This window comes from Alteromonas sp. KS69 (genome assembly GCF_003989595.1).
In the GTDB taxonomy this organism is placed as follows: Bacteria; Pseudomonadota; Gammaproteobacteria; order Enterobacterales; family Alteromonadaceae; genus Alteromonas; species Alteromonas naphthalenivorans.
Map to the genome: position 1 here is coordinate 125,175 of NZ_PYHU01000008.1, position 25,699 is coordinate 150,873.

A 25,699-nucleotide genomic window follows, 5' to 3' on the forward strand; every position below is an offset into this window, starting at 1 on the left:
ACCAATTAACACTACATTAACAACAGGAAACATTCAAACAACATTTTAGCCTTTAGCTTAAGTAAGCAAAAAAAAGACCGACATAAGTCGGCCTTTTCTCGATTACGAATTAACTAGTTACATATCATTAGTTAGATACAACCGTTTCATCAGTAATGGGTAATACTGTAGCGTCAGTAGAAATATACCCTGCTACTTCTCTTTGCATTTCGGCAGTCACCGCCGCGTTAGCTGCTGGACTTAAACTTGATGCATGCGCACCACTGTTAAATAAGACCAAGCCACTTAGTGCATCGGTACCAGATTGGGTAGTCGTAACCTGCTCTAAACCAATGGTATTAGCAAGGGCTAACTGGCCAGACAAAGGTAATGATGTACTTACTGGTATCACTTGGTCAGGCAGATTTTCTTCGCCGCCATCACCTACCACTGTCATCATGTGTACGGGTGTCGTTTCACCAAGCGTAGTGGCATAGTTAGTTGGGTCTCCAGCATCCATCACAGTTTGTGCTGCAAATGCAAACTCAGCAAATACCGCATTTACTTCTGCAGCTTGTTCATCACTTAAGGCATCCATAAATGCGCTTACCGCACCCACTAATTGTGCTTCTGAAACATCCGTTGTGCCATAAAGCTGAGTTAACAAGGCAACAAAATCTTCAGATGACTGTGATAACAATAACCCTTTGATAAGCGGACCAAAAGTAGGAGACTCAAGTAAGAACTGAGCCGCACCGCCTCCAGGAGACTCTAACGAGGCTTGTTTAACAGCATACATACCGTCTAGCGCACCTAAAGTCTCGCCCATACTGGTATTCGCTACTGCGGCAAAGTTACCGCCAGTAATAGCGCCTAGTGATACACCCATGATAGACACACGAGACATATCAAATGACACGTTCTGGCTTGCTGTAGCATCAACTACTGCGTTCAAACCTAAACGTAAGCCCAATAAATCAGACACGCTTTGACGCAGGTTATCACGAGCAGTTGGTAAGCTTGCCAAGTTCATGTAGTGAGTAGCGCTTACCGTTGTTGCATTGATGTCATCAGTGCCGTCGCCGTCCAAGTCGTAACCACGAGTACCGTGAAGTGGTTGGTCGATAGCTACCGAAGCAATACCTGCCAACGATAACGTACCCGTAATGGCTAGCATATCTTCTTTTTTACTCGTAATACCATGGGCTAAAATCACTACAGGCCAACCCGCATCAGGCATGCTGACAGGGAAGCCAAGCGCACCAGCAATTGCTGGGTCTGGAATTGTCACCTGTACATCTAGCGTTTCTTCACCCATGTTTCCGCCCGTCATCTGAGGGAATGGGTTAAACTTAGTGATGTTACGCGCGTTATCTAGCATTTCGCCATCAACACGTAAATCGGATAAGCCAAGACTTGAGCACGTTTCGAAGTTTGGACCAGGTGTGGCACTAGCAAGTACTTCATCAGAAGCCGTTGCTAACACAATACCGCTGTCGCAAGCTGCTTGCCAAAATTCATTAACTGGTGCAGTTGGGTTTTCTGCACTTGGAACACCTAGGAAATAAGGAAGCGATACGCTACCCTCATAACGTTGTGCGGCACAAAATGGACCCGCTTCAGCAAGTATGCCAGTCGACACAGCCACAGCGAAATCGTTAACCGCACCCCATTGGGCAGATAACTGACCAGAAACGGTACCTGCTAACCCAGCGCACGTTTCAAGGGCACTGAAGTCAGTGGCTTCAATAACAGGTACTAGGGCTGCTGCCTCAGCAGGTAAACTGTCGATACCGACTGAGACCGCACCAGCGACTACTTCTTCGGTAACTAAATTTAATGCTTCCATAGCCGTAGGTGCACTATCAACGTCTCCCACTACAATAACAGGAAGTGCTTCACCCGCGGTTGGGTCTCCAGCAGCAGCGCGTGCTGCAAACTCACCTACCATTACTTTTTTGATTGTATCGAGTGAATTCGCAATTGATTGCGTGGTGAATGCGGAAACATAGGTGATATCTTCACGCTCATAACCAGCACCAATCACTGGGTTTACCAGTGAGTTCACAATGCCTTGAAGCAATAATTGATCATCACTTGATAATGGCAGTGTATTGATATCTTGTCGTGTTGAATCCCACGATGTAGAGCCTTGTACAGACTTACCAGACGAATCTTTCAACGCGGTGGTCATTACCAACATGTGACCTTGCGCCGGCTTCAGTGGCTTTAATGGCACAAAGGTAATTGTTGATTCATCAGCAAGAGAAAGCACATAATCTTCGCCGTAAACCAACTGATCGCCAAGCTTACAACCCGCAGAAGGCGTCGTGATTTGCGCGCAATCTGGATCATTTAAATCCAACCCTAGGGTTGCTTCAAACATCAACACGCCAGCCGCCAAGGTAGACGCATCAAGTGAAACACCTGCCGGCGTCTCTACCGATATAGCAAATGGATGCTGAGTTGACCAGCCGTCTAACACATTAAGTGCATTTTGCGGATCAGCAAAGTTAGTTGGATCGTCTACCGGAATGTTAAGCGTATAATCGAAAAAGCCGTCACCCCCTGGTAGCATTAGAAGATCGTTAGGTATATTTAAATCGCCACTAGCGGGATCAAACACGATACGTGAAAATGGTGTTTGGACCTCTGTCTCGGCCTGAATATCGGACAGGGTATCATCGGAACCGCCACAGCCTGTTAGACCCAGCGCAAGGGCCACACTGGAACTTAATATGAGTTTTCTCATTCTTACTCCCTACAAGCATTGTTGTTATTCTGTGTATCTAAAACTCGCATTGCTTGTAAGCTGGCACCTTTAACGCCTTGTTCTTACTGCAAACTCACCGAGTTTCAAACATGTTAGACCAGTTGTATCTCCCTCAATCTTATTAACTTTGTTGCAACTTTGCAAAGTTTTGTTAACGCTAAACGTTATTTTTTTTTACGTTTGGTGTTTTTATACTTCGAAAGTTTTACTTATTGCGTAGTGTGAGTATCATCTGCACCTATACAATATGAACCTATTGCGCAGATAACTATATGCGAATTTATTAAGGATACTGATGAACGATTATCAAGCCCCTGCTGATTTATTAAAGGGTAAAGTCATTCTTATCACAGGTGCTGGCGATGGCATCGGTGCTCAAGCAGCGCGGACTTACGCAAAACATGGTGCCACCTGTATTTTATTAGGCAGAACCGTCTCTAAGCTAGAAGCCGTTTACGACGAAATCGTAAATGCTGGAAGTGCTGAACCTGCACCAGAGCCTGCAATAGTACCGCTAGATATAAAAGGTGCAACACCGTCACACTACCAGCAAATGACACAAACTATTATAGATCAATTCGGTAAGTTAGATGGTGTGTTACACAACGCTTCTGTGCTTGGACATTTAAGTTCTTTTAAAGACATTGAGCAACAAGAATGGCTTGATGTGATGCAAACCAACGTAAACGGTACGGTATTCTTAACTCAGGCACTAATCCCTGCCCTTGAAAAAGCAGAAAATGCATCGGTGATTTTTACAACCTCTAGCGTTGGGCGAAAAGGTCGCGCGTTTTGGGGGACTTATGCGGTATCGAAGTTCGCTACAGAAGGTGTCATGCAGACGTTAGCTGACGAGTATCAAAATAAGTCGCTACGCTTTAACTGTATTAACCCAGGTGGCACACGCACCAATATGCGCGCGCAGGCTTTTCCTGCTGAAAACCCTGATACATTGAAAACACCTGCTGACATCATGCCTATGTATCTTTACCTCATGGGTAATGACAGTATTGATGTGAATGGTCAATCTCTTGATTGCCAACCTAAGCGCTAAAAGTGACAACCAACACTTACCCATAAAAAAGCCGCGTAAACGCGGCTTTTTTATAGTGAAACTTTATGTTTGCTTGATGGCCTAGCTTAGTCGCCTATTTTAGCCCACGTATCACGTAACCCTACCGTGCGGTTAAATACAGGCTTGTCATCTGTACTGTCTGCATCTAAACAAAAATAACCGGTACGCTCAAACTGCCATGCACCTGCTTCAGGTGCTCGCTTAGCAAGCCCAGCTTCAGCCCAACCAGTCATAACCGTTAATGACTCAGGGTTTATCACATCAGTGAAGTTCTCTTCAGCGGCGGGGTTAGGCACGTTGAACAATCTATCGTACAACCTAAACTCAGCTTGCTGCGCTGTTCCTGCGTCAACCCAGTGGATAACGCCTTTAACCTTGCGGCCATCAGCCGGGTCTTTGCCTAGCGTGTCAGCGTCATAGGTACAGTAAACCGTGGTTACGTTACCTTCTGCGTCTTTTTCAACACGATTAGCTTTAACCACGTACGCATTACGCAAGCGCACTTCTTTGTCTAGCACTAAACGTTTGAATTTTTTATTTGCTGACTCGCGAAAATCTTCCGCTTCAATCCAGATTTCACGACCGAAACTAATTTCGCGTGTGCCCATAGACTCATCACTAGGATGATTTGGCGCTACTAATGTTTCGCTGTCGTTTTCTGGGTAGTTTTCAATCACTAATTTAATAGGATCGAGAACTGCCATCGCACGAGGTGCGTTCACGTTTAAGTCTTCACGAACACACGCTTCTAACATGGACATTTCGACCATGTTGTCCATTTTAGTCACGCCAATGCGCTTGCAAAATTCACGTACCGAACCCGCGGTATAACCACGACGACGCAAGCCTGCCACAGTCGGCATGCGCGGGTCGTCCCACCCGCTAACGTGATTTTCTTCAACCAGCTGAATTAATCGACGTTTGCTCAATACGGTGTATTCAAGGTTAAGACGTGAAAACTCATACTGACGTGGTGTGCTATCAATAGTGATATTTTCAATCACCCAATCATACAAACGGCGGTTGTCTTGGAACTCCAAGGTACACAATGAATGGGTAATACCTTCAATGGCGTCCGAAATACAGTGCGTAAAATCGTACATGGGGTACACACACCATTTATCACCCGTTTGGTGATGGTGAGCGTGTTTAACACGATAAATTACCGGGTCACGCATGCACATAAACGGTGAAGCCATATCGATTTTAGCGCGAAGACTACACTCACCTTCTTTATAATCGCCCGCTGTCATCTTAGCGAATTCACGCTGGTTGGTTTCAACGTCGGTATCACGGTATGGGCTATTCTTACCTGGCGCAGTTAATGTGCCACGTAGTTCGCGCATCACGTCTTGAGTAGAAAAGTCGACGTAAGCTAGGCCTTTGTCGATTAATTCATTCGCAAAACCATGAAGCTGGTCGAAATAATTTGAAGAGTAACGCTCTTCACCATCCCACTCAAAACCCAACCATTTAACGTCTTCTTTAATAGAGTTAACGAAGGTAATGTCTTCTTTTGCTGGGTTTGTGTCGTCGAAGCGCAGATTACAAGAACCTGAGTAATCTTGCGCAACACCAAAATTTAGGCAAATAGACTTTGCATGACCAATATGCAAAAAGCCATTTGGCTCCGGCGGGAACCGAGTTTTAATACTCTCGTGCACACCATTGGCAAGGTCTTTGTCGATGATCTGACGGATAAAGTTGGTCGGACGGTGCTCAGTCTCGGCCATTCGCGTGTTCCCCTTAGCGTTTGAATTAACGTTTAAAAATAATCTTAACGTTTAAAATTAATTAATATTGTGGATTAGTATAACACTGACCTAAAACTGACAACCACGTTTTATTACACCTAGCCTTACAAGTGATTAGTTTTAACGCGATGAAACGTTTTTTTGCTATTTCTTGTATTAAAAAAGGCGTGTGACTAGCAAATAAAGCGTGGTTAGAAGAAAGTATGGTATCTTTCTTCTTGTCGACAACTCGGTCGTAGCAGACAAACATGGTGCCCATGAAAGAAAAAGCAACCTCTTTTGATATTGCACATTTGGCAGGCGTTTCTCAATCAACAGTATCAAGAGCACTAAATAACAGCCCCTTGGTAAATCAAGAAACCCGTGATCGGGTTCAGCGCATTGCTCGCGAACTTAATTATAAAGTTGATAAGAATGCCAGTAATCTACGCAAGCAAAAAAGTAGCACCATTGCACTTTTGTTGTTTGAAGATCCCACCTCAGATGATTCAATGATTAACCCCTTCTTCCTCGCCATGTTAGGAAGTATTACCCGTGCCTGTGCGGCTGCGGGTTACGACTTGCTGGTGTCGTTCCAAAACTTGGAAGATGACTGGCATGCAGAATATGAAGACTCAAATAAAGCAGATGGCATAATTTTATTGGGTTACGGTGATTACACCGATTATCGCAGTAAAGTGGCACAACTTGAGTCACAAGGCACACATTTCGTTCGTTGGGGCGCACCCGATGCCGCTCATCCAGGTGTGAGTGTTGGCTGTGATAATTTTCAAGGTGGTTACAGCATTACCGAACACTTAATCGCCCTAGGTAGAACTCGGTTTGCGTTTATCGGCGATTCAGGCAATAAAGCCCCTGAGTTTATGGCTCGTTTTCAAGGTTATACAGAGGCGCTAACAAGCCATAATTTATACGAAAGTTCGTTGCAAAGTGATGCGGTTTCTACCGAAGAAGCTGGCTTTGATGCCATTCAAGGTATGTTGAACGATGCTAAAACTAACGAAGCAGGGTTACCTGACGCTATTGTTTGCGCATCTGACCTTATTGCTATGGGCGTTTTGAGAGCGTTAAGGCAAACAGCGCTTAAAGTGCCTGACGATATTGCAGTGGTAGGTTACGATAATATTGCTGTGTCGGCCTTCACGACCCCAGCGTTAACTACCGTTCAGCAAAACACGAAGCTAGCCGGTGAATTATTGGTCAGTACGTTAATTAAAGCCATTTCAAATGAAAAGGTAGAAGATTATCTCATGCCAGCGGAAGTCATAATTAGGCATTCATGTGGGGCAAAAACCTAGGCAGCCTACGAGCCTTGGTTGCCTAATTTAATAAGCCTGGCTAACTCGCTAGGCTAACTATCTTACGTTAGCTACCTCAGGTTAGCTATCTTGAGTTGTTTAGTTATAGAAAATGCCCCGCTAAAACATGATTTATAAATAGTGAAAAAGCGCTTGATGTTATTAGTAGTAAACGAGCAACAAGCGCTTTTTTATTGTGAGGTAAAATTTACTGCGCCGACATTTGCTTAATAAGCGCCGCTTCTAGGGCATCTGAATCTAACGCCCCTTCCCTAACCCATACTTGAACGCCGTTGGCGGGCACTGAGGTTGTTAACGCGTCACCGGAAACCAATTCACGTGTTTCGCCAGACAACTGCTCAGTCCATGTGCCAGCTTGCATGTATTCATCGATACTAAAACTTGCAGGTTCTTCGGCTTTATTCAGCATGACCAATGCGGTTTGTTGTGCACTATCACTTTGTAAAACACGGTAAAACGCGGCTTTGTGCCCGGCTAATTCAAGATTGAACTGCAAACCTCGTTGAAGTGCTGGTGTGTTTTTACGCACGTGCGCTATTTTAGTTAGTGCTTGTGCAATAGCATGCGATTTGGCGTTGTCTATATTGTCTTGGCCAAAGTAATTGCGGTTACCTTCGTGCTCAGACGTACCACGCATAAAGCCAATTTCTGAGCCTTGGTACACCACCGGAATACCTCTCACCGTAAACAACCAGTTGTGCGCATTAATGAAACCATTGTCGGTGGCGTTAATGCGTGCCATATCATGGTTGTCGTAGAAAGTCGTTAAATCATAAGGGTTATTGTAAGGCCCATGGGTTAAATACAAGGTGTCGGCTAACGTTGCGAAGTCACTTTCAAGTGGCTTTTCGAACACCTTTACCATGGCTTCTTGCATCGGGAAGTCGAGCACACTTACCGCACCATTTTTTGGAAGTGTGTGCTGCGCGATAAAGTTCGCATCAAATTGGAAGCTTTCGCCGAACATAAAGAAGTCGGGATGCTCTGCCCTCACCCGGTCAGACATTTCTCGCCAAAAATCATGAGGGACATGGCGAATAGTATCGATACGAAATGCATCCGCGCCTTGTGAAATCCAGTAAAGGTAACTATTGATAAGATAATCTCTTACCTTGGGATTTTGATCATTAAGGTTAGACAGCTTTACCAAGTCTGGATAATCATGAAAAAATTCATGCAACGGATTGTTTTTCGGGTCTAAATCTTCCGGGGCCAAGTTCTGGTGATCAGCGACTAACTCGCCTTCAGCATTATAAATTTCACCATATCCAGGTTGGTCAGAGGGCATGGTAAAGCTTGGCGTACCGTGGTTGGCTACAATATCAAATACCGATTTTAAACCGAAGCTTTCACGCATTTGTGTGGTGTACTGTTTCACACTTAAATCATGGCTTATTAGATGCTCATCAGCTTTATAAAAGTTAGTTGCCCAGTACCCGTGATAACCGGTTTTGCCACCGTCTTTAAATGCGCCACCAAAAGTAATTTGCTCATCGCCACTAAATGATTGGTTAGGATTTTGTAGTACTGGCGTCATCCAAACGGCGGTGAAACCCATATCGCGAATATAGTCGCCATTGTTAAGCACCCCTCTCAGGTCTCCGCCCATATAGCCCACATAGGCTTTTTTCCCGTCAGGACCTTCCATGGGTAGCTGCCAGGTTGGAAATTCCCCACCTTGGTCTTCATGGTTATTACTGGGGTCGCCATCCACGAACCGGTCGGTCATTACAAAGTAAATCGCTTCGCTCGCAAACGGTGTGGTGGTACCTGAAATAGTGACTTTGTTATCCGCTTTACCATTCGAGGCAGCTGAAGATTCTGCCTCGGCCTTTGCCGAATCAGCAGACATTGACGACGATGTATAAGCACAAGCTGTTATTGTGCCTACACCCAATGCAAGTGTGATAGCAAGGGTAAGGTTTTTTAGTTTAGGGGTCATTGTGCTAGTTCCTTATCAGCTACGTCTGCTTCTACTACGTCGTGTTCTTTTACGAAAAATACAGCGATAGCCCCCAATAACATGGACGCTCCGGCGACAACAATAATGTATTTAGCTTCGTTATCGAACACACTACTTAAAATCCAGCCTGCGGTTAAGCCAGACACTATCTGTGGTGCGGCTACCGTGAAGTTAAATATGCCCATATAAACGCCGGTTTTGTTGGCCGGTAACGCGCCCGCTAGCATGGCATAAGGCATCGCTAAAATAGCGGCCCATGCAATCCCTACCCCAATCATTGGGATAAGAAGCTTCACTGCCCCAAGGGGCACGGTAACTTCAGTAATCAATAAGTTTACATTCACCATGGTGAGGTCTTGGAAGAACAGAAAACTAACGTAGCTTAAGCCACCTAAAATTAACGCCCCAGCGTAAATAGTTTTTCTGCCAAACTTGTCGGCGAGTCGAGCGAGAAATACTGAGAAGACGGCGGCGAATACCGAATAAGCAGCAAACAATATACCCACCCAGTCACCGGCTGCGCCTTTAGCGGCTACAATAGCGTCGGGTACTTGAGCAACTGAGGCAATGTGCGCTGGATCCCACCATATTTTGTCAACACCCCAGATATGTTGGGTAATTGCTGGCGTGGTGTATACCCACATAATAAACAGGGCAAACCATGAAAAAAATTGTACAACGGCAAGTTGTTTCATGGTTTTAGGCATGTGAACAACCAAGGAAAAAAACGCTTTCATACGCTCGATAAATGGTGCTTTTGGCGTATTTTCTGGCTTAACGTCATTCTCAGTGCTTAGGCCTTTGTATCTATTGTACTCTTCGGGCGAGTATTCTTTGGTGCGAAAAACGGTCCAGATGACCGTACCAAGCAATACCGTAGCCCCAATATAGAAAGCCCAAATAACAGACGGAGCGACTTCTCCCATTTGCGCAGTATTTTCAAGACCTACCACGTTAGTTAACACGAAGGGCAAAATTGAACCTATTACTGCACCAATATTGATTAGCAACGATTGTATGGAATAACCAATGTTACGTTGCGACGGCGGCACCATATCCGACACTAAAGAGCGGAAAGGCTGGAAGCACACGTTAAATGAAGCATCCATTAGCGCGACCATCAGCGCCCCCATTAGCATTGGTGCAAGAAAGGCAACAAATAAAGGTGCGTTGGGTAATAAGATCATACCTAGCACGGCAGCTACCGCACCCGCAAGAATAAAGGGTCTTCTTCGTCCTAAACGATTCCATGTTCTGTCAGACGCCGAGCCAACAATAGGTTGCACAATCAACCCCATAATCGGTGCCACTAGCCAAAAAAGAGACAAAGAATGAAGGTCTGCCCCTAGGTCGGAAAGAATTCGGCTCACATTGGCATTCTGTAGGGCAAAGCCAAACTGAACGCCTAAGAAGCCAAAGCTAACATTCCAAATTTGCCAGAATGATAAACGAGGTTGTTGTACTTGCATAAGACCACTCTACTTTATTGTTGTTCTATTATTTAACGATGAAAACATTCGCCGACATTGGCGCTAACGTTACGGTTTCACTGGAGGCGAATTCCTTATCGTCTTTAAGACGAGTCATATTCTTTTTACCGTTAGTAACCATGTTATATTTATTCATATCTACCGTTGATGCTTTTTCATTTTTGTTCAAGATTACCAATATCACGGGTGACTTACTGTTCACTTTCTTTTCATCGGTATCGTTAGTATCTTTATCGCCCTGTATACTTGGGGGATTTTTAGCATTGGCCTGCCTTGCGTAGGCATACACGCCATCAACAGGTGCATAGTGCTTAAAGCTGCCCTCAAAAACCGCGGGGTAGTTTTGTCTTAGAGAGAGCAATTGTTTAATTCGTGACTGTGCCCAACGCTCATCATCCGATAGCCCTTTGCCAGTAAATGCGTTCTTAGTATCGCTTTTCCACCCGCCAAGGAAATCACTTCGAATAATACCGTGATCTTCCGTGTTAGGGTTGCTCATCAATATTTCGGTGCCGTAGAAAACTTGAGGAATGCCCCGCGCAGTGAGATAAAACGTCATCGCCATATCCCAGCGATTAATGTCTTCATCAACCTGAGAATAGACGCGGCTCATATCGTGATTGTCAGCAAAAATCACTAGGTTATTTGGCTCGCCGTACAGAAAGTCTGTCGCTAACGTTTCATAAACAGACGTTAGCCCCGTGTCCCAGCCTTCTTTTGAAGTAAGCCCGTCAGCCACTGCACTTTGCAATGCAAAGTCCATTACACTAGGCAATGCACTTACATAATCATCATGCCTATGGCTTCCAGCTTGCCAATAAGCGGTAATAGCAGGGTTTACCGACCATTCTTCACCCACTATGTTTAGATTCGGGTATTCTTGCATCAGTCGCGTGGTCCAATCGGACAAAAAGTCTTTATCAGAGTATGAATAGGTATCTACGCGAATGCCGCTTAAATTTGCAAACTCTACCCACCAAATCGCATTTTGAATAAGGTATGTCGCTAGGTGCGGGTTCCTCTGATTCAAGTCTGGCATGCTGGGAACAAACCAGCCATCACTAAATGCTTTGATATCGCTTTGAATTGCATGTGGGTCGTGAAGTGATTCTCGTTTGTGAGTAGTGCCAACAAACACGCCTTGATTGTTAAGCCAATCTTTAGACGGCTTGTCTTGAACCCAAGGGTGACCGCTGCCGATGTGGTTTAGCACCATGTCCATAATAAGCCCAACACCATGCTCAGACGCTTTTTTACTGAGCTTTTGATATTGTGAATTTGAACCGTAACGTGGGTCTATTTTATAATAATCTGTGGTTGAATACCCGTGGTATGAATAGGTATCCATGGCATTTTCAAGCAACGGCATCGACCATATTTGGGTAAATCCCATATCAGCAATATAATCTAGATTGTCGATGACCCCTTGAATATCACCGCCGTGGCGCCCGCCTTTGTTGTCGCGATTTAACTTGTCTTCATATCCATCAACGCTGTCATTGCTTTCATCACCATTGGCAAACCTATCAGGCGCAATAAGGTAAATGGCATCTTTAGGGCCAAAGCCCACCCGCGATTGAGAATGTTGTCGTCGTGCATTAAGTGCATAGTCAATGTCGTGGGATGAACCATCTGGTGCGATGAGCGATATAACAACCCTTCCCGCTTCTGCACTATCTGTATTTAACGTGACGAATAAATAGTTTTCACTGTCTAATCGTTTCGAGCCCACAACGTTGACATCAGTAGCATTGATTGAAGCGGAATAGTTGGCAACACCGTCGCCATGCAACATAAGTTCAACCGTAGGCTTTTCCATACCCACCCACCAATTTGGAGGATAAACGTCTATGTCAGCTATTGCAGCATATGAGAACGTCAGCGATGCAAGTGTCGCAACGCTGTTTACAAAACGGTTGGTGACTAATGAAGCTGCTGAAACCAAAAAGCGAGGCACTAAAGCTGAAGTGAATGAGGGCGCTTTTACTATTAGCCAGATGCGAGAAATGTTAAAACGGAAATGCAACACACCCCCTCCATGTTAATAAGACGTTAAACCACTATGGCATACTACCCCCACCAGCTACTCACGCCAATCCTATGCATACGTATTCACCTTGAGGATGAGTATGAAATAGCGAGCGAAGGCTTGGATAAGCATGTTTTAAGCACATTCTGCTGTGTATTTTTCGGCCAGCGAATTTCATAACGGGGCATGCGTCGAAAAAGTGCCCACTCGATAACTTCTTTCAATTCCATTAAGCATTGGAATAATAATAGAAAACCATATTTGAATTAATCAGGAACCAAATCAAATACCTTACTTTCTAGGCCCGCTAAGCTAATTGTAATTTCAAGCCCATTGTCAGTAGCTGTCATAGTGGCATCTTCATGAGGCAGCAGCGCCTTTACGCTGATGGGCTTCGTGCTATTGAAGCGCCTGGCTAGTGCGTTTATTTCCGTCATATCGCCGGAGGGGATCGTAAGTGTAAACTCCCCTGTGGCTTCTTTTGAAAAATTGGCTATGACTAATATCGCGTTATTTTCAGCATGCCTGATAAAGGCAAACTGTTGCTCAGTATAACCACGAGGGCGCGCACGTTGCAGTTTTTCATAACTGTTACCTTCGCGCACAGCTTGGTTGAGATTAGCTTGATGCAAACTCACAAAATCACCACCGATGGCTTTATTGTTAGATGCAATTTGCATCACATTTTCATAGAAGCGACGTAAGGATATTTCTTCAGCTGTTGACTGGCCACCATCAAATTTCCCCATATTCATCCAGCGTTGATGAGCGGGTACGCCAGCATAATCGAATATAGTGGTACGGGTAGGACTACCAAATCCCATGTCTTCACTGCCATCCTCTCCTACATCTTGACCGAAATACAGTAAGAAAGGGGCGGTGTTTATTAACGCACTTACGGTTAACGCTGGTTTGCCCTGCTTCGCACTGCCCGCAAAATCAGCGCTTGGAATGCGTTGTTCATCATGATTTTCTAGAAAATTGAGCACGTGTGAAGATATGTCTGCAACGTCTTGGGTAGTGCTGACCAATTCACTCACTTTACCTTCACCTCGAACAATTGACTTCAAGGTGTCATAAAAGCCTACTTTATCGTATAGGTAATCCATCTTTCCTAGCTGAATGTAATCTCGGTATTTATCAGGTTGATAAACTTCCGCTAGTAGAAACGCCTCAGGGTTTCTTTGCTTAATGGTACTGTTTAAAAATGACCAGAATTCGACTGGCACCATTTCAGCCATGTCGAACCGAAAACCATCAACGCCTTTATCTAGCCAGTAAATGGCGATGTCTCTGAATTTGTACCACGAATCAGGTAACGATTTATCAGCCCAAAAAACCGCATGTTCTTCTACAGACATATTTCGATAGGCTTCTGGTAGCTTTGGAAAGTCGTAGCTACCGTCGGGTTTTACGCCATAATTAATCTTAACGGTTTCATACCAGTCGTTAATATCGGGCTGTGGTGCTCGACTGCCATTGCCCGTCCATTTAGCCGGAAATTCATCAAATGTTCCGTCAACCAAATGATGATGCTTCTTTCCAGTAACTGCGCTCCCTAAAACAGTATCTGCAACGCCCTCGGGCAATACAAATGGTGTATTGGGTATGTAATAGAAATTATTGTTTCGAGAATATGTTTTTGACGTATCGTCGTTAGCACCAAAGTTATCATGGCGTGACGAAAACGAATGGTAACGGCGCGCTACATGGTTAGGCACTATATCGATAACCACTTTCATATCGTGCTGATGAGTACGCTGGATAAGCGCTTCGAATTCTTGTAATCGGTTAGCGGGGTTATCTGCTAAATCAGGATTAACGTTATAATAATCTTTAACCGCATAAGGCGAGCCAGCACGCCCTTTAATCACATCGGGATCATCGTCAGTAATTCCAATTTTGAGGTAGCTGGTAGCTAAGGCATGATGCGGAACACCGGTATACCAAATATGAGTGGTACCTAACGCTTTTATACTTTGAAGGGCCTGTGGCGTGAAGTCACTAAATTTCCCCACACCATTTTCTTTCAGTGTCCCCCACGGTTTATTGGTGGTATTCGTATTCCCGAACAATCGAGTAAATACTTGATATACCACAGGCTTGCCAGAATTGGTGGTAAATTCTGTGTTTGGGTTATTCGCGCTCTCATTTTGCATAAGATCCACTCCTGACTGTGGATAAGCGATACAGGATAAGAGGCCTAGTGATAAAATCACTACCGTCAATTTCTTAACCGCTGAGTTTTTTGTTTCGTTTTTGTAAACGCTTTGGGAAGGAGTTTGTGCCGCTTTGTCTGCTACACTTTTCACCACATGAAGGTGATTTGTCTTTTCGATATTTAACACTACAAGCATACCTTTGCATTGGGTTGCTAATAGCATACTCGTTAAGGGAATGTTAAAACAATTCCATACGTATTCAATACTAAATTAATACGATGTCATTGCCTTGTTCCGTTTCCCTTGTTCTTCAATTTGTCCTTAAATCTGTAAAATCTTAGTCGTCTTTATAGAAATAAACGCGCAATATAATATTAATACTATGCCGCTTTACTCGCAGTAAATTCTTCTTCTGCTTTCATGGTGGCACCAAACATATTTTCAGTTAAGCTACCGGCAAGATCATTCCTGATTCTCAATAAAAAACTACGCAGCGCGGGGGTGATTTCCTGTTCGATTGTTTTAGTACGAATACGATACACAGCTCGCAAGCCGTTATAATCGATTGGATCGCCCAGACGTTCAAAATTAAACCCGAACATTTTTAGTCGACGTGCCAACTTAGGTTCCATTAATACATACCCGAACTCAATGTCCTGCTCAACACATATACTCAAAGCTACAAAGTAGAGCGCTAAAGACAAATATGGAATATTTTCAAGTAGCACTTTTTCCGCTTCGCTTACTTTTTGTTTACCCGAAGGCTTGAATGGTGCTTTTGCTTTGAGTTGGCGAACTCTAAAAGACTTTGGAATAGCTAAACGAGAAATTTCACAGATTGAAGTTCTGCCAAGCTGAGCGGGCACTAAAGCTTTGTCTTCAATAGCGTGAATACACTTTTCTTCTAGCGGTAAGGCTTGGTGGCGAATAGCAGGCATAATGATACGAATCGTTCCTGCACAATCCCCTGTAGGTAAATGTTTGATATAACAGTTAACAGAGTAATCGTCATATCTGTCGACTTCTAATCCCGTAGAGCGCTCTTTTTCGAAGTTCATTTCTTCACAATAAACTTCGTGTCTTGTGCTGAAACATGTCTCTCGGTCTTCATTGTTTTGTGCTACCACAAGTGAGTAACGACTAAAGAAAAAACTCGATAGTTCATCCATCTGTTTTTTCTTTCTTTTGTTTCTCAATTTCTTCAAATTAGAAGAAATATGGCTATGAATTGTTTTTAACTTATTTAGCGAAGTAGCGACACGTTTTTTCAATTTTTGGTCCTCTATAGATTTAGCAGGCCCAGTTTGAAAAGAATGACAAAAGTTCACCTTGTGCTCACACACAATTTCACTCTCGAATACAACGATTCAAACCGATTTATAGTTTTGATTGATTATTATTATCCCGGCTCTCACGTATGAGGCTATTACCTGAGATATACTCTGATTTTGCTAAACGATCGTAAAGTACGACGTTTGCGGTAGCAGCTAGATTCATACACGAGTACGTAGGTATGTAAACAACATGGTCACACCACTCAAGTACGCTTTTATCTAAACTGCCATCTTCTGGTCCGAAAATGTACATTGCATTTTCAGGATGTTTGAATTCTGGTAAAGGTAACGCGCCTTCTACTAGCTCTATGGCTACTACACTTGCATTTTCGGGCACGACCTCTTTTAAGTCATCAACGCCGATAGTTGGGATCTTTTTATGAAAAGCCTTCGTATCAGCATTAAAGTTCTTTGCAATACGGTATCTGTACCCAGTGTAAAACACACTTGATACTCCGTAGCAGCCTGCAGCTCGTAAGATAGAGGCGACATTTACGGGGTTTTTCGGATTCACTAATCCGATACTTACGGTTTGCTTTGATAGCGAAAGGGAACTCACACGACCTCTTTTTATTATTCTGTTATTTTATTATTTTGCTATTTTGCTATTTTGCTTCGCAATAGCCTTTTAATACTGCCACTTAGCTATTGCTATGACTCGCCATTCTAGTTTATTCATTAGTTCGGTATTGCGCATTATTGTTATACTTTAGTTTAATTACGCGACGGTTTTATTACCTTGCGTACTTTGCGCTTCTACTTTCGACTTCGATATCACTCGTCTTGCCATTCGTCTTCCCTGCCCGTAGCCACGCAGTAATTTCTTTTTATCCATTGTTAAACGCTTAACGCAAAACGCTTCATCAGGCGCTATGACAGTAATCGTGCAGTCAGACGGCGGATCTAACAAAAAATTCAATGTTTCATTATAAATATTTGATCTTTTTGTCATCTTATCTAGTAAAGCCGGTTGAGCGCCATACATTTTTTCTAATAGCCACGCTGTCTTAACTGTGGGTTTTGTAAAGCCCTTAGGTTGAGAGAGCACCACAGTAATATCACGAGCCCCCATCTCATAAGCTTTTCTCACCGGTATAGCATCAGCTACACCACCATCAACATAGCGCTTGCCATTTATTACGGGTTGTTCTCTAAACGCAGTTGGAATTGCACAAGATGCTACCATCAACGCATCAACATTTTCTTCCGTTGCTTGTATGTATTCACATTCACCTGACTCAACACTGGTGATCCCTACATACAATGGCATTGCTGCTTCTTCACCAGGCGCTGGTATACCCAGAGACTTCTTAGAATGGTGCCATAACCAATGTACATCAGTCATATGCCCACCCTTTATAAACCGCATTGGGCTAAAAAACTCACATTTAGTGGCGTACTGCGTGATGATAGTCTTGCTAAGACCTGGCATTCTAGCAACATAGGTTGAAAGGTTGGTTGCCCCGGCCGATACCCCTATCGCGAAATCGAAAGGATAGTAATTTTGTTCCATGAACTTATCCAATACGCCGGCTGCAAAAACGCCGCGCATCGCACCACCTTCTACCACTAAAGCTGATTTCATTGTCTCAATCTCCGTTAAAGCAATATATGAATTACTGCTTAATTAAATCCTTCTATTGGAGCTCCCCTAGCCCTTTAGAAAGCTCAGGAAAACAATGTCACTCAATGATACCTATCATCATCCACACCTATTGCTAACATGTCATTGTGCATAATCATGCACTTTTATTATGTTGAAATGGTGTAAGGCGATTATCTACTACATAGGTTGAATAAAGCAAAGTATGTTCCAATAGTGTGAGTTTTTTATTCTGACGGAATTTCGAAAAAAAAATTGCGGAAAAAATTGATTGGTTTAATGGGAAAAACTGTTCAAAGAAATGAAAAAAGCCGTGAAAATCCACGGCCTTAGTTTCTCATTTAACGCTAACGGTTATTTAGGGCTAACAGTAAGCGTAGGAGACTGACCATTGGGGCCAGATACTTTAAATTCGTATAGCCCCGCTTCAGATACTTCAATAACAAGATTATTGTTGCTAAATGCCAACACTTTTGGTTGATCAGGGGTCACAAGGTTAGATACCGCATCATTTGGGTTACCCAGGTTAACGGTATTCCAATCTTCTGATGCCACTTTGAATTCTGCACTTCCTATGCTGAGCTCAATGTCTACCGTATATTCGCCTTCACCCTGATAGGTAAATAGGTCAGTGGTTCCCCACCCATTCATCCCGCCACGAACGTACACTTCAGTGTCACCAAAATAGGCTTCTTTGTAAACACCTATGGTTGAATTGTTTTCGTCATTCACATCAAAAACAAATACATAGCGGTCAGCTTCTTCAATGGTCAGAAGCAGGTTATCGTTTGTTCTTGCTAAGGCCGTTGTTTGGCCAACGTTCACATTTCTATCTGCATCATCAGCACTTAATGCGCCAAAGTTAACCGTATCCCAATCTTCAGAAGCGACTTTGAATTCATAACTACCTGGTTCTATATCCATTGTCACTTTATAGATACGCCCCCCTTGATACTCAAGTTCGTCGTTAGTGCCCCAATCGTTCAGTGCACCTCGAATATACACTGGCGTTCCAACATAGGGCTCCTCGTTTACAATACTGAGTACTGGAGACTCTGCATCCGAGGCATCAATGGTAAACAGATAAGTAGCGCTTATTGCCGGCGTGAATGCTAAGTTATTGTTGGTCCTAGCCAACACTTTAGGCTCAGTTTCCACAAGCGCAGCATCATCACCTTCTGCAGCACCAAAGTTAACCGTTTCCCAATCCTCTGAAGCAAATTTAAAGCCGTAAGTGGTTGAACCTTCTAGGGTAACGGCCACTTCATATACACCATCACCTTTGTAGATGAATGGGTTATCAGTTGTCCAACCATTCATATCACCGCGAAGGTAAGGCGTAGTATCGCCATAAGGCACAACATCCGGCGCACCAGAAGTTGCGTAGGCCGATAACCCATAACCTTGTACCCCTGATTGCGGCTTCACAAATACAGCAATAGTCAGTGCTGGAACGGTGAAAATACCATTCCCGTCTTCTGCTTCGTTAAACGTTGCCCCTCGAACCGCTTCATCACTTGAGTTCATTTGCAGTGCATGTAATGAAAACCCGGTTGCGGTATTAATACTAATGGATTTCGTTTCGTACCCCGTATTTACTAGCACAACAATGGCATCATTTTGCATATCAAGATCGGCGCGGGCTTCTCCGTCAGTGTCAGCGTCAGAAGCAACACCGTCATCAATGCTCATGGCTATCAAACCTTTTTGCTGGTTTGAACCAATATTATGAAAGCCGATACGGTCGATGATGTCGTCAGCGGTGGTTAAACGAAATAACGGACTTTCCGTACGAATGGCCAGCAACTCGTTAAATGCATCTGACGCAAATATGATGTCGGCCATAGATGCATCACGTTCTGGGCTATAAATAAACTCACCCATTTCTTCCCAACGAACTTCATTGTCTTCAGCTAACGGTAAACCCACGTTCCAGTTATTGGTTTCATAGGTAAAATCAACGAAATTGAACCAATCGCCTGCGTCATAGGTGTTTCTGTCCATAGACTTAGATCGCAGTAAATCACCGCCCATCTGTAAGAATGGAATACCTTGCGACACAAGCGGAATACCGATAGCTACGTTTTGTGCACGTACGCGCTCACTCAACGAAATGTCCATTGGTAATGTATAGTTCAGCTGATCCCATAAGGTTTCATTATCATGTTTAGATACATAATTAATAATGTCGGCTGGGTCTAATGCGTAACCACCTAGGTTACTGGTATTGCTAGCTACGCCTGCCGAGGTTTCAAGCACATAGTCTTGCAGTGTGCCTATCATGCTCATTTTCACTTTGTCTTGGTCGCTTAACAGCGCGTCAGACTCAGGTGAAAAGATATTACCTTGGCGAATAGCTTCACGAATTCTATCGTTGTACGTGCCTATTTGCGTACCGGCCATATTCAGCTGGTTCGCTTGTTCGTAACCTCTGTCGATGCGTGTCCAGCCCTCACCGTAGAAGTAATTATCTTCATCTAATGCTTGCACGCTGTTGCGCAATTGCAACATCGTCTCTTTAGAGGCCTGGCTCATGATGTCAAAACGAAAGGCATCGTATTTGTAATGCTCGGTCCACATAAGTAGTGAATCCAGCATTAATTTTTCCATCATTACGTTACGCGGTTCCGTATCATCACAGCAGGTTTCGCGAACAATATCGCCGGTGTCGATTTCATAGCGATGGAAATAGCCAGGTACAACCTTATCCAGTACAGATTTCGCAAAAACGCCAGAAGCATTGGTATGGTTGTATACCACATCTAACGCAACACGAAGCCCCATTTCATGAAGAGCTTGAATCATTGCCCGCATTTCGACAATTCGTTCTACACCTTCTGCATTTGATGCATAGCTACCTTCTGGTGCGTTGAAATGATGTGGATCGTAACCCCAGTTGAAACCATCAATAGCACGCATGTCACTTGTGAGCTGCTGTGCTTTCGCTGCTTCAGCGAGAGGGTCGTAGCTGTTATATACATCAATAAGTAATGTGGCACTGTTCTCTTCTTCACAAACCACGGCTTCCGCGTTAAGGCGACATAAGTCTGCAACCGTGTCGAATAAACCAATAGTCTTAGTCGGGTCTTCATCAATGGTGGCAATATCGTTCGCGGGCAGCACATGGAAGTAGGTTAAGCCTGCCTCAACCAATTTTTGTAGATGTAAAACAGGCGCCGTGTTTTGCTCGGTAAAGGCTAAGTACTTACCACGATTTGCTTCGCTTGTAGACATATCGCGAATACTGAAATCACGAACATGGCCCTCATAAATAATCGCATCTTCAGGGTTTTCTAACGTAGGAATATTCTGAGTATCCCACCCTTCTGGTTTTAAATCGTCATCTGATAAGTTTACAAAGCGAGAGAAGCGGCCATTGGTGCTAAGGCTTACCGAATAAGGGTCAGTAACTTCAAGTACTTCTACCGCCCCCGTTTGCGGATGAAAAACCGTGACTTCATAGCGATAAAGTTGTCTATCTAACGACATATCGCCTTCAAATTGCCAGATACCTGTATTAGTGTCGTGGGTCATCGTATAGCGACTCGTCAGGGTTTTATTGTCATTGTAAGTTAGTAAATCTACATTTTGCGCTGTGGGGGCCCATACCGATACAGCAATACCCGTGTCAGAATACACGGCACCTAAACTTGCTTCGTTTGCATCTTCATCACCTGCGGTGAAGATAGCATCAATAACCTTTGCGTTTTGTAAGCCTGTTGCTGCTATTAGCACCCCGTCACTGTCATACCCACCCACTACCGCTTGAGTGGTTAAGACAGTCTTAGCATCCTCTAGGCTCCAGTCTCCTTCCCAAGCCTGAAGTGCCGCCAAGTTTTCTGCTTCAGCTGTTTGGTTTTCATCTAACGTGGCAGGCATTAACGTTATTGAGGTGCCGTTGATACCATCTTCCAGTGAACTCTCTAAGTCAGCATTCGCCGAATAGTGAAGCTTCACGGTAGATACGGTATCAGCCACATCCCACAATATCGTATTAGCATCTAACCAATGTGCACTAAAACCTTCTATATCTACAGGCTGTGGCCCAAGAGACATAATGGGGTATTCAAACAACGTGGGCTCCCCTGACAACGTAAAGTTCATACGCACGTACGTTTCGTCATCTTGAACTAGCGAAGCTTGAAAGTCTGAACCGCCCAGCTCTTTACCGGCATCGTCAGTGCCTAAGTGAATGATAAAATTGTGGCAGTTATCAAAATTGTCTTTTAAATCTAATATCCAATACGCACCATAATTAGGGTCGATACCCGTATGTTGACGTCCATTGGCCCAGTCAGTATCTGCATCGGCATAAGCGTCGCATTCATCATTGTTCCATGTATGCAAACGCCAGCCCTCGTACGCGGGGTCGTTTGTGGAATTATCAGCATCAACTGCCGCGCGGTTGTAGTATAAAACTGCTTGATTATCGGCAGGGAAAAATACCGGTAGAGGCAAACTCGGATCGGCGCCAACTACACACGCATCATTAGTTTCATTAGGCACCGTGGGTGCATCACATTGAATAGGCGGTGGTGCTACGCACGCTGTGCCGTCTGCATTAGGTACGTTTGGTACATTACAAGTCAGTAAATTGTTCGAGCCAGACTCAACACCTGAGCCCCCACAACCTACTATAAAGAGCGCCGTTAGGATAAGCGCCGCAATGCGCCAGGCCTTCAGCATTGGCGTTGACATTGGCGCTGATAAGGGTTTTGTTAACATGGATAACTCCAAATTTTTCTTTTTCATAAACGCAGTATTGGCAGCGATAGCCTTTGGTTTCAGTTTCTGGCAGATAGGTAAAATGCTCATAATTGATATGTCATCCCCAAGTAATACTGCGTTCCGAAAAACTGAATGGTGCCGGTTTGTTCAGAAGAGGTGAAATAGCTTTTGGTAGGTTCGTCAGTAACGTTGTTAACTTGAAACAATACGCTCCAATTGTCGTTAATTTCATAGGACGCTTGGTAATCGACAACCAGTTCAGAATCAAAATTTACGGTTTGATCGTTTACAGCTACTTGCTCAGACACAAAGAAATCGCGATAACGCCCAGATAAGCGGGTTTCAAACCCATCGTATTCCCAAAATAGCGTTACCGTGGCCACATTTTCAGATAAGCCAGGCAAGCTATCCGAATACACCGAACTACTCAGCGTACGTTGAATTTCACTTTCCGTGTATGAGTAACTCGCGGTTACCCCTAAACCAGACCAGAAACTTGGCAACATGCTATAAATTTCAGTGTAGGCAATTTCAACACCCCGAATATAGCCACCTTCAGCGTTATTCACCGCCGTGCTATAGCTGCCATTTTCTGTAGGCACGGTAACAAAAATAGGGTTGCCATCAGCATCCCGTGACAACTCAGCCTCTTGCCCTACAAATTCAGGTTCAAGATACACAGGAACCTGAACCGACGCTGGAACCACAATGCCGTTGCCACTAAAGTCATAAGGTTCTATGTTAATTTCTTCAATAAAAGATTCTATGTCTTTGTAAAATGCCGCCAGTATTAACGCCCCTTCGGTATCCTCAAAATAGTATTCCCATGAAATATCGTATTGAGTGGCATAAAAAGGTTCTAGGTAAGGGCTATTTGTTGCGTTACCGTTTACCTTGGCGGTAGGTTGCGACAAGGTCACTTCCCCGGAGTCTCTATCCTGTACAGCGGTTACCGTTTCAACGGTGGTAGAAGCATTTGCCGCAAATCTATTAATAGGCGCACGGCCCATCACTTTTGCTGCGGCTACTCTTAGTTGCGTATTATCTGTCAGCGCAAAATTTAGGTTGATAGACGGCAACACATCATCGTATTCATGAGTAAGCGTTGTGAAGCGATAAAAGTTGTTAATAAGGCCGGCATCGTCGGTAATGTTTTGCGCGCCAGCGGTGGGATCGCTGACTTCAACTGTGACACCGGTTTCTGGATCGGTAATTAACGATGTGGCACGCTGGTAAGTGGTAGAGCTTTGTTTTGTTTTTACGTAACGAACACCCACATTTCCGGTTACAGGCATACCCGCAATCTCAGTATTGAGTCCTGCCATCAAATAAGCAGAGTTTACGGTTTCAAATACCTGCCCACTTTCCTGCATAGTCCAAGAGGTAGATGGCCCTGTACCTGGGCCATTAATCACGCCAGCGGCCCCTGCTCCCCAGGTTTGTACTGGTTGAGGATAGCCACTTGGAAACCATGCATTAAGCGCACTGTTTAAATCTACCGACAAATAGCTTGGGAAATAGCTAAAATCGCCAGCCCAATCAACTTGCTCTACCATATCATCCGTTAAACGCAGCGGTGGCTCACTTGCAGAAAACGCACTGTCGTTTCCGTATTCAAATACCGAACGATCGTTACTGTACTCTCTATCGGAATAGCGATAGCCAAACTCCAATCCAGTCACGATGGGCATATCGACAAAATATTGAAAATCTACCTTATAAGCATCAAGCTCGTCTTTGTTAACAAATGGATAAATGCCGTATTTACTGACCATCACCCTATCGATATCGGAAAATGCATCTGCTTGATTAAAGGCTAAATCAGGAAGGTTGTTGCCATTCAACAAATACGAGATTTGAACGTTCTCATCAAACACTGGGCTGACAGCGTTAGCATCTTCACTGACTAAAGACCACAACAAGCCATTACGGAAATCACTTTTCGCGGTGGAACGAGACACATCAAATTGCACCGATAAGTCAGCACTAATTTCCCAATCTGCGTTAATACCAACGTTTTCAACGCTATCGAAATCTTGGTTGTCGTCGTTAACTAACTCAACTCGAGTAAAGCTACTGTCTGTTCGTGAGAAAGTGCCACCAATCACACTATTGTTTACAATAACAGGGTTCGTGATGCCTGCCGTTATCCCCCCTAGCTTGACTCGATACCCACGGGCAAATTCTTCTGAATCGAACTTAGAGATAAACGCATCGGCTTTTAAGGTGAAATTTTCTAATGGTGCCCACTCTATGGCTGCAACGTAACCGTCGCGAGTTTGCTCGCCACCTTTATGTTGAATCTCAAAGCCTTCAGAAATAAGCTCACATTCTGGGCAGTCGGTGCCAGCTCTGTCGTTATCACCTTCAATACCATCTACATCAACAGCCCCGTTATACGCTAAACCCACAAACTGAGTAGAAACACTGGGTTGGAATAAGCGTGCATAACCTAGGGATAAACCGACGGTGTCGTCCATAAACTTTCCTTGATAGGAAAAGCTCAATCGATGACCAAATTCACTCGCATCCGATATCTCACTGGCTCGGTCGTTATACATGCCACGCATATTGGCACTGAACTTATGCTGCTCCTCCATGACTAACGGGCTTGCTGTCTTGAGTTCTACCGTTCCAGCGATCCCCCCTTCAATGAGTGATGCTTTAGGCGATTTATATACACTCGCTTCGGTGATTAACTCTGAGGGGTACTGGTCGAACTCAATGGCTCTGCTTCCACTGGTAGACACTTGCTCACGTCCATTTAATGTAGAGAACACAAAGTCACCCGCTAAACCACGAATGTTAATCTCGGCCGCTTGGCCCCCTGTACGAACTGCAGATATACCTGGCAATCGGGTAAGCGCATCTGCCATAGATACATCAGGCAAACCGCCCAAATCATCAGCAGAAATTTGTTCTGACACCGTGTCAGAAAAACGCTTTTGGTTGAGTGATTGTATGAGGCTAGTACTAAACCCCCTCACCTCTATGCGTTCGAGCGTTTCCTCGGATATATCGTCGACCGGTATATCTTCACCTGATAATTGGCTACTCGATTGATTGTTACTATTTATGGCAGATTCACTGACTTCATCAATGGTGTCTTCTTGCGTTTGTTGAGCGTATGTTGGCAAAGTAAATGCCAACCCGCTGCTGACCAACGCCACCATGATGGGCTTAAGTTTGAATGTTCTCATTGGTGCCCCGTTCCTTGTTTTTTTATCAACGGTTCGGGAATACCACACCCAAACACGTCACTTATGGTTCTGCCACAAATAGTATCGGGTTGTATAAAAAGAGAGCAACACTATGCATACGTATTCATTTACATTAAATTTACAATGCATTAAATATTAGCAAGGGCTAACTTAAACGGGATAAGTAAGATATTGAAATTAAATAGAGAAAAGCCCCCTCAAGGGTAACTTAAGGGAGGACTTGAGTACTTGACGGCTTAAGAATGTTAAGTGACGAGGCGCGATTTATC

At 44.1% G+C, this 25,699-nt stretch carries 13 protein-coding genes; 2 read left to right on the forward strand and 11 right to left on the reverse strand.

The features are described 5' to 3' along the window. Positions 1-127: 127 nt before the first annotated feature. Positions 128-2,731 (reverse strand): VolA/Pla-1 family phospholipase, encoded by a 2,604-nt coding sequence (locus tag C7Y69_RS07765; RefSeq protein ID WP_126872320.1) that lies wholly within the window; start codon positions 2,729-2,731, stop codon positions 128-130. 316 nt (positions 2,732-3,047) lie between these two features. Here C7Y69_RS07765 and C7Y69_RS07770 point away from each other — a divergent pair, with 316 nt between their 5' ends. Continuing rightward, positions 3,048-3,806 (forward strand): YciK family oxidoreductase, encoded by a 759-nt coding sequence (locus C7Y69_RS07770; protein ID WP_126872321.1) that lies wholly within the window; start codon positions 3,048-3,050, stop codon positions 3,804-3,806. Positions 3,807-3,892: 86 nt separating this feature from the next. Here C7Y69_RS07770 and glnS read toward each other — a convergent pair whose 3' ends face one another. Then, on the reverse strand, positions 3,893-5,560 hold the full coding sequence (gene glnS, locus C7Y69_RS07775) for a glutamine--tRNA ligase (RefSeq protein ID WP_126872322.1): 1,668 nt from the start codon (positions 5,558-5,560) through the stop codon (positions 3,893-3,895). Positions 5,561-5,838: 278 nt separating this feature from the next. Between glnS and C7Y69_RS07780 the strand changes: the two genes are divergently transcribed. Beyond that, positions 5,839-6,879 carry a LacI family DNA-binding transcriptional regulator gene (locus C7Y69_RS07780; protein WP_126872323.1) on the forward strand — a complete coding sequence of 347 codons (1,041 nt, stop codon included), beginning with the start codon at positions 5,839-5,841 and terminating at the stop codon, positions 6,877-6,879. Positions 6,880-7,087: 208 nt separating this feature from the next. Here C7Y69_RS07780 and C7Y69_RS07785 read toward each other — a convergent pair whose 3' ends face one another. The 9 genes from C7Y69_RS07785 to C7Y69_RS07825 form a co-directional block, all read right to left on the reverse strand. Further along, on the reverse strand, positions 7,088-8,842 hold the full coding sequence (locus C7Y69_RS07785) for an alpha-amylase family glycosyl hydrolase (RefSeq protein WP_126872324.1): 1,755 nt from the start codon (positions 8,840-8,842) through the stop codon (positions 7,088-7,090). Continuing rightward, complete coding sequence (locus C7Y69_RS07790) at positions 8,839-10,332, reverse strand: MFS transporter (protein WP_126872325.1); 1,494 nt, start codon at positions 10,330-10,332, stop codon at positions 8,839-8,841. The genes C7Y69_RS07785 and C7Y69_RS07790 overlap by 4 nt, the downstream gene beginning before the upstream one ends. Positions 10,333-10,360: 28 nt before the next feature. Continuing rightward, complete coding sequence (locus C7Y69_RS07795; protein ID WP_126872326.1) at positions 10,361-12,382, reverse strand: glycoside hydrolase family 13 protein; 2,022 nt, start codon at positions 12,380-12,382, stop codon at positions 10,361-10,363. Positions 12,383-12,648: 266 nt separating this feature from the next. Further along, complete coding sequence (locus C7Y69_RS07800; RefSeq protein WP_260563448.1) at positions 12,649-14,541, reverse strand: alpha-amylase family protein; 1,893 nt, start codon at positions 14,539-14,541, stop codon at positions 12,649-12,651. A 383-nt stretch (positions 14,542-14,924) separates the two neighbouring features. Further along, entirely contained in the window at positions 14,925-15,815 is an 891-nt protein-coding gene (locus tag C7Y69_RS07805) for a PEP-CTERM/exosortase system-associated acyltransferase (RefSeq protein WP_256772405.1), read from the reverse strand. 106 nt (positions 15,816-15,921) lie between these two features. Then, a complete protein-coding gene (locus C7Y69_RS07810) occupies positions 15,922-16,437 on the reverse strand; it encodes an RNA methyltransferase (protein WP_057791637.1) in 516 nt (171 codons plus the stop codon). Positions 16,438-16,596: 159 nt separating this feature from the next. After that, positions 16,597-17,463: a patatin family protein gene (locus C7Y69_RS07815; protein WP_126872328.1), complete on the reverse strand. Its 867-nt coding sequence runs from the start codon at positions 17,461-17,463 to the stop codon at positions 16,597-16,599. Between the two features lie 372 nt (positions 17,464-17,835). Next, the gene (locus C7Y69_RS07820) at positions 17,836-22,206 is read right to left on the reverse strand and encodes an alpha-1,6-glucosidase domain-containing protein (protein ID WP_244360225.1); all 4,371 of its coding nucleotides are present in this window, start codon (positions 22,204-22,206) and stop codon (positions 17,836-17,838) included. 86 nt (positions 22,207-22,292) lie between these two features. After that, entirely contained in the window at positions 22,293-25,409 is a 3,117-nt protein-coding gene (locus C7Y69_RS07825; RefSeq protein ID WP_126872329.1) for a TonB-dependent receptor, read from the reverse strand. Between the last annotated feature and the right edge of the window lie 290 nt (positions 25,410-25,699).

Excerpts from the sequence above, each read along its gene's own strand:
- C7Y69_RS07765 (WP_126872320.1), bottom strand. The coding sequence starts at position 2,731 with ATGAGAAAACTCATATTAAGTTCCAGTGTGGCCCTTGCGCTGGGTCTA.
- C7Y69_RS07770 (WP_126872321.1), top strand. The coding sequence starts at position 3,048 with ATGAACGATTATCAAGCCCCTGCTGATTTATTAAAGGGTAAAGTCATT.
- glnS (WP_126872322.1), bottom strand. The coding sequence starts at position 5,560 with ATGGCCGAGACTGAGCACCGTCCGACCAACTTTATCCGTCAGATCATC.
- C7Y69_RS07780 (WP_126872323.1), top strand. The coding sequence starts at position 5,839 with ATGAAAGAAAAAGCAACCTCTTTTGATATTGCACATTTGGCAGGCGTT.
- C7Y69_RS07785 (WP_126872324.1), bottom strand. The coding sequence starts at position 8,842 with ATGACCCCTAAACTAAAAAACCTTACCCTTGCTATCACACTTGCATTG.
- C7Y69_RS07790 (WP_126872325.1), bottom strand. The coding sequence starts at position 10,332 with ATGCAAGTACAACAACCTCGTTTATCATTCTGGCAAATTTGGAATGTT.
- C7Y69_RS07800 (WP_260563448.1), bottom strand. The coding sequence starts at position 14,541 with ATGCAAAATGAGAGCGCGAATAACCCAAACACAGAATTTACCACCAAT.
- C7Y69_RS07815 (WP_126872328.1), bottom strand. The coding sequence starts at position 17,463 with ATGAAATCAGCTTTAGTGGTAGAAGGTGGTGCGATGCGCGGCGTTTTT.
- C7Y69_RS07820 (WP_244360225.1), bottom strand. The coding sequence starts at position 22,206 with ATGTTAACAAAACCCTTATCAGCGCCAATGTCAACGCCAATGCTGAAG.
- C7Y69_RS07825 (WP_126872329.1), bottom strand. The coding sequence starts at position 25,409 with ATGAGAACATTCAAACTTAAGCCCATCATGGTGGCGTTGGTCAGCAGC.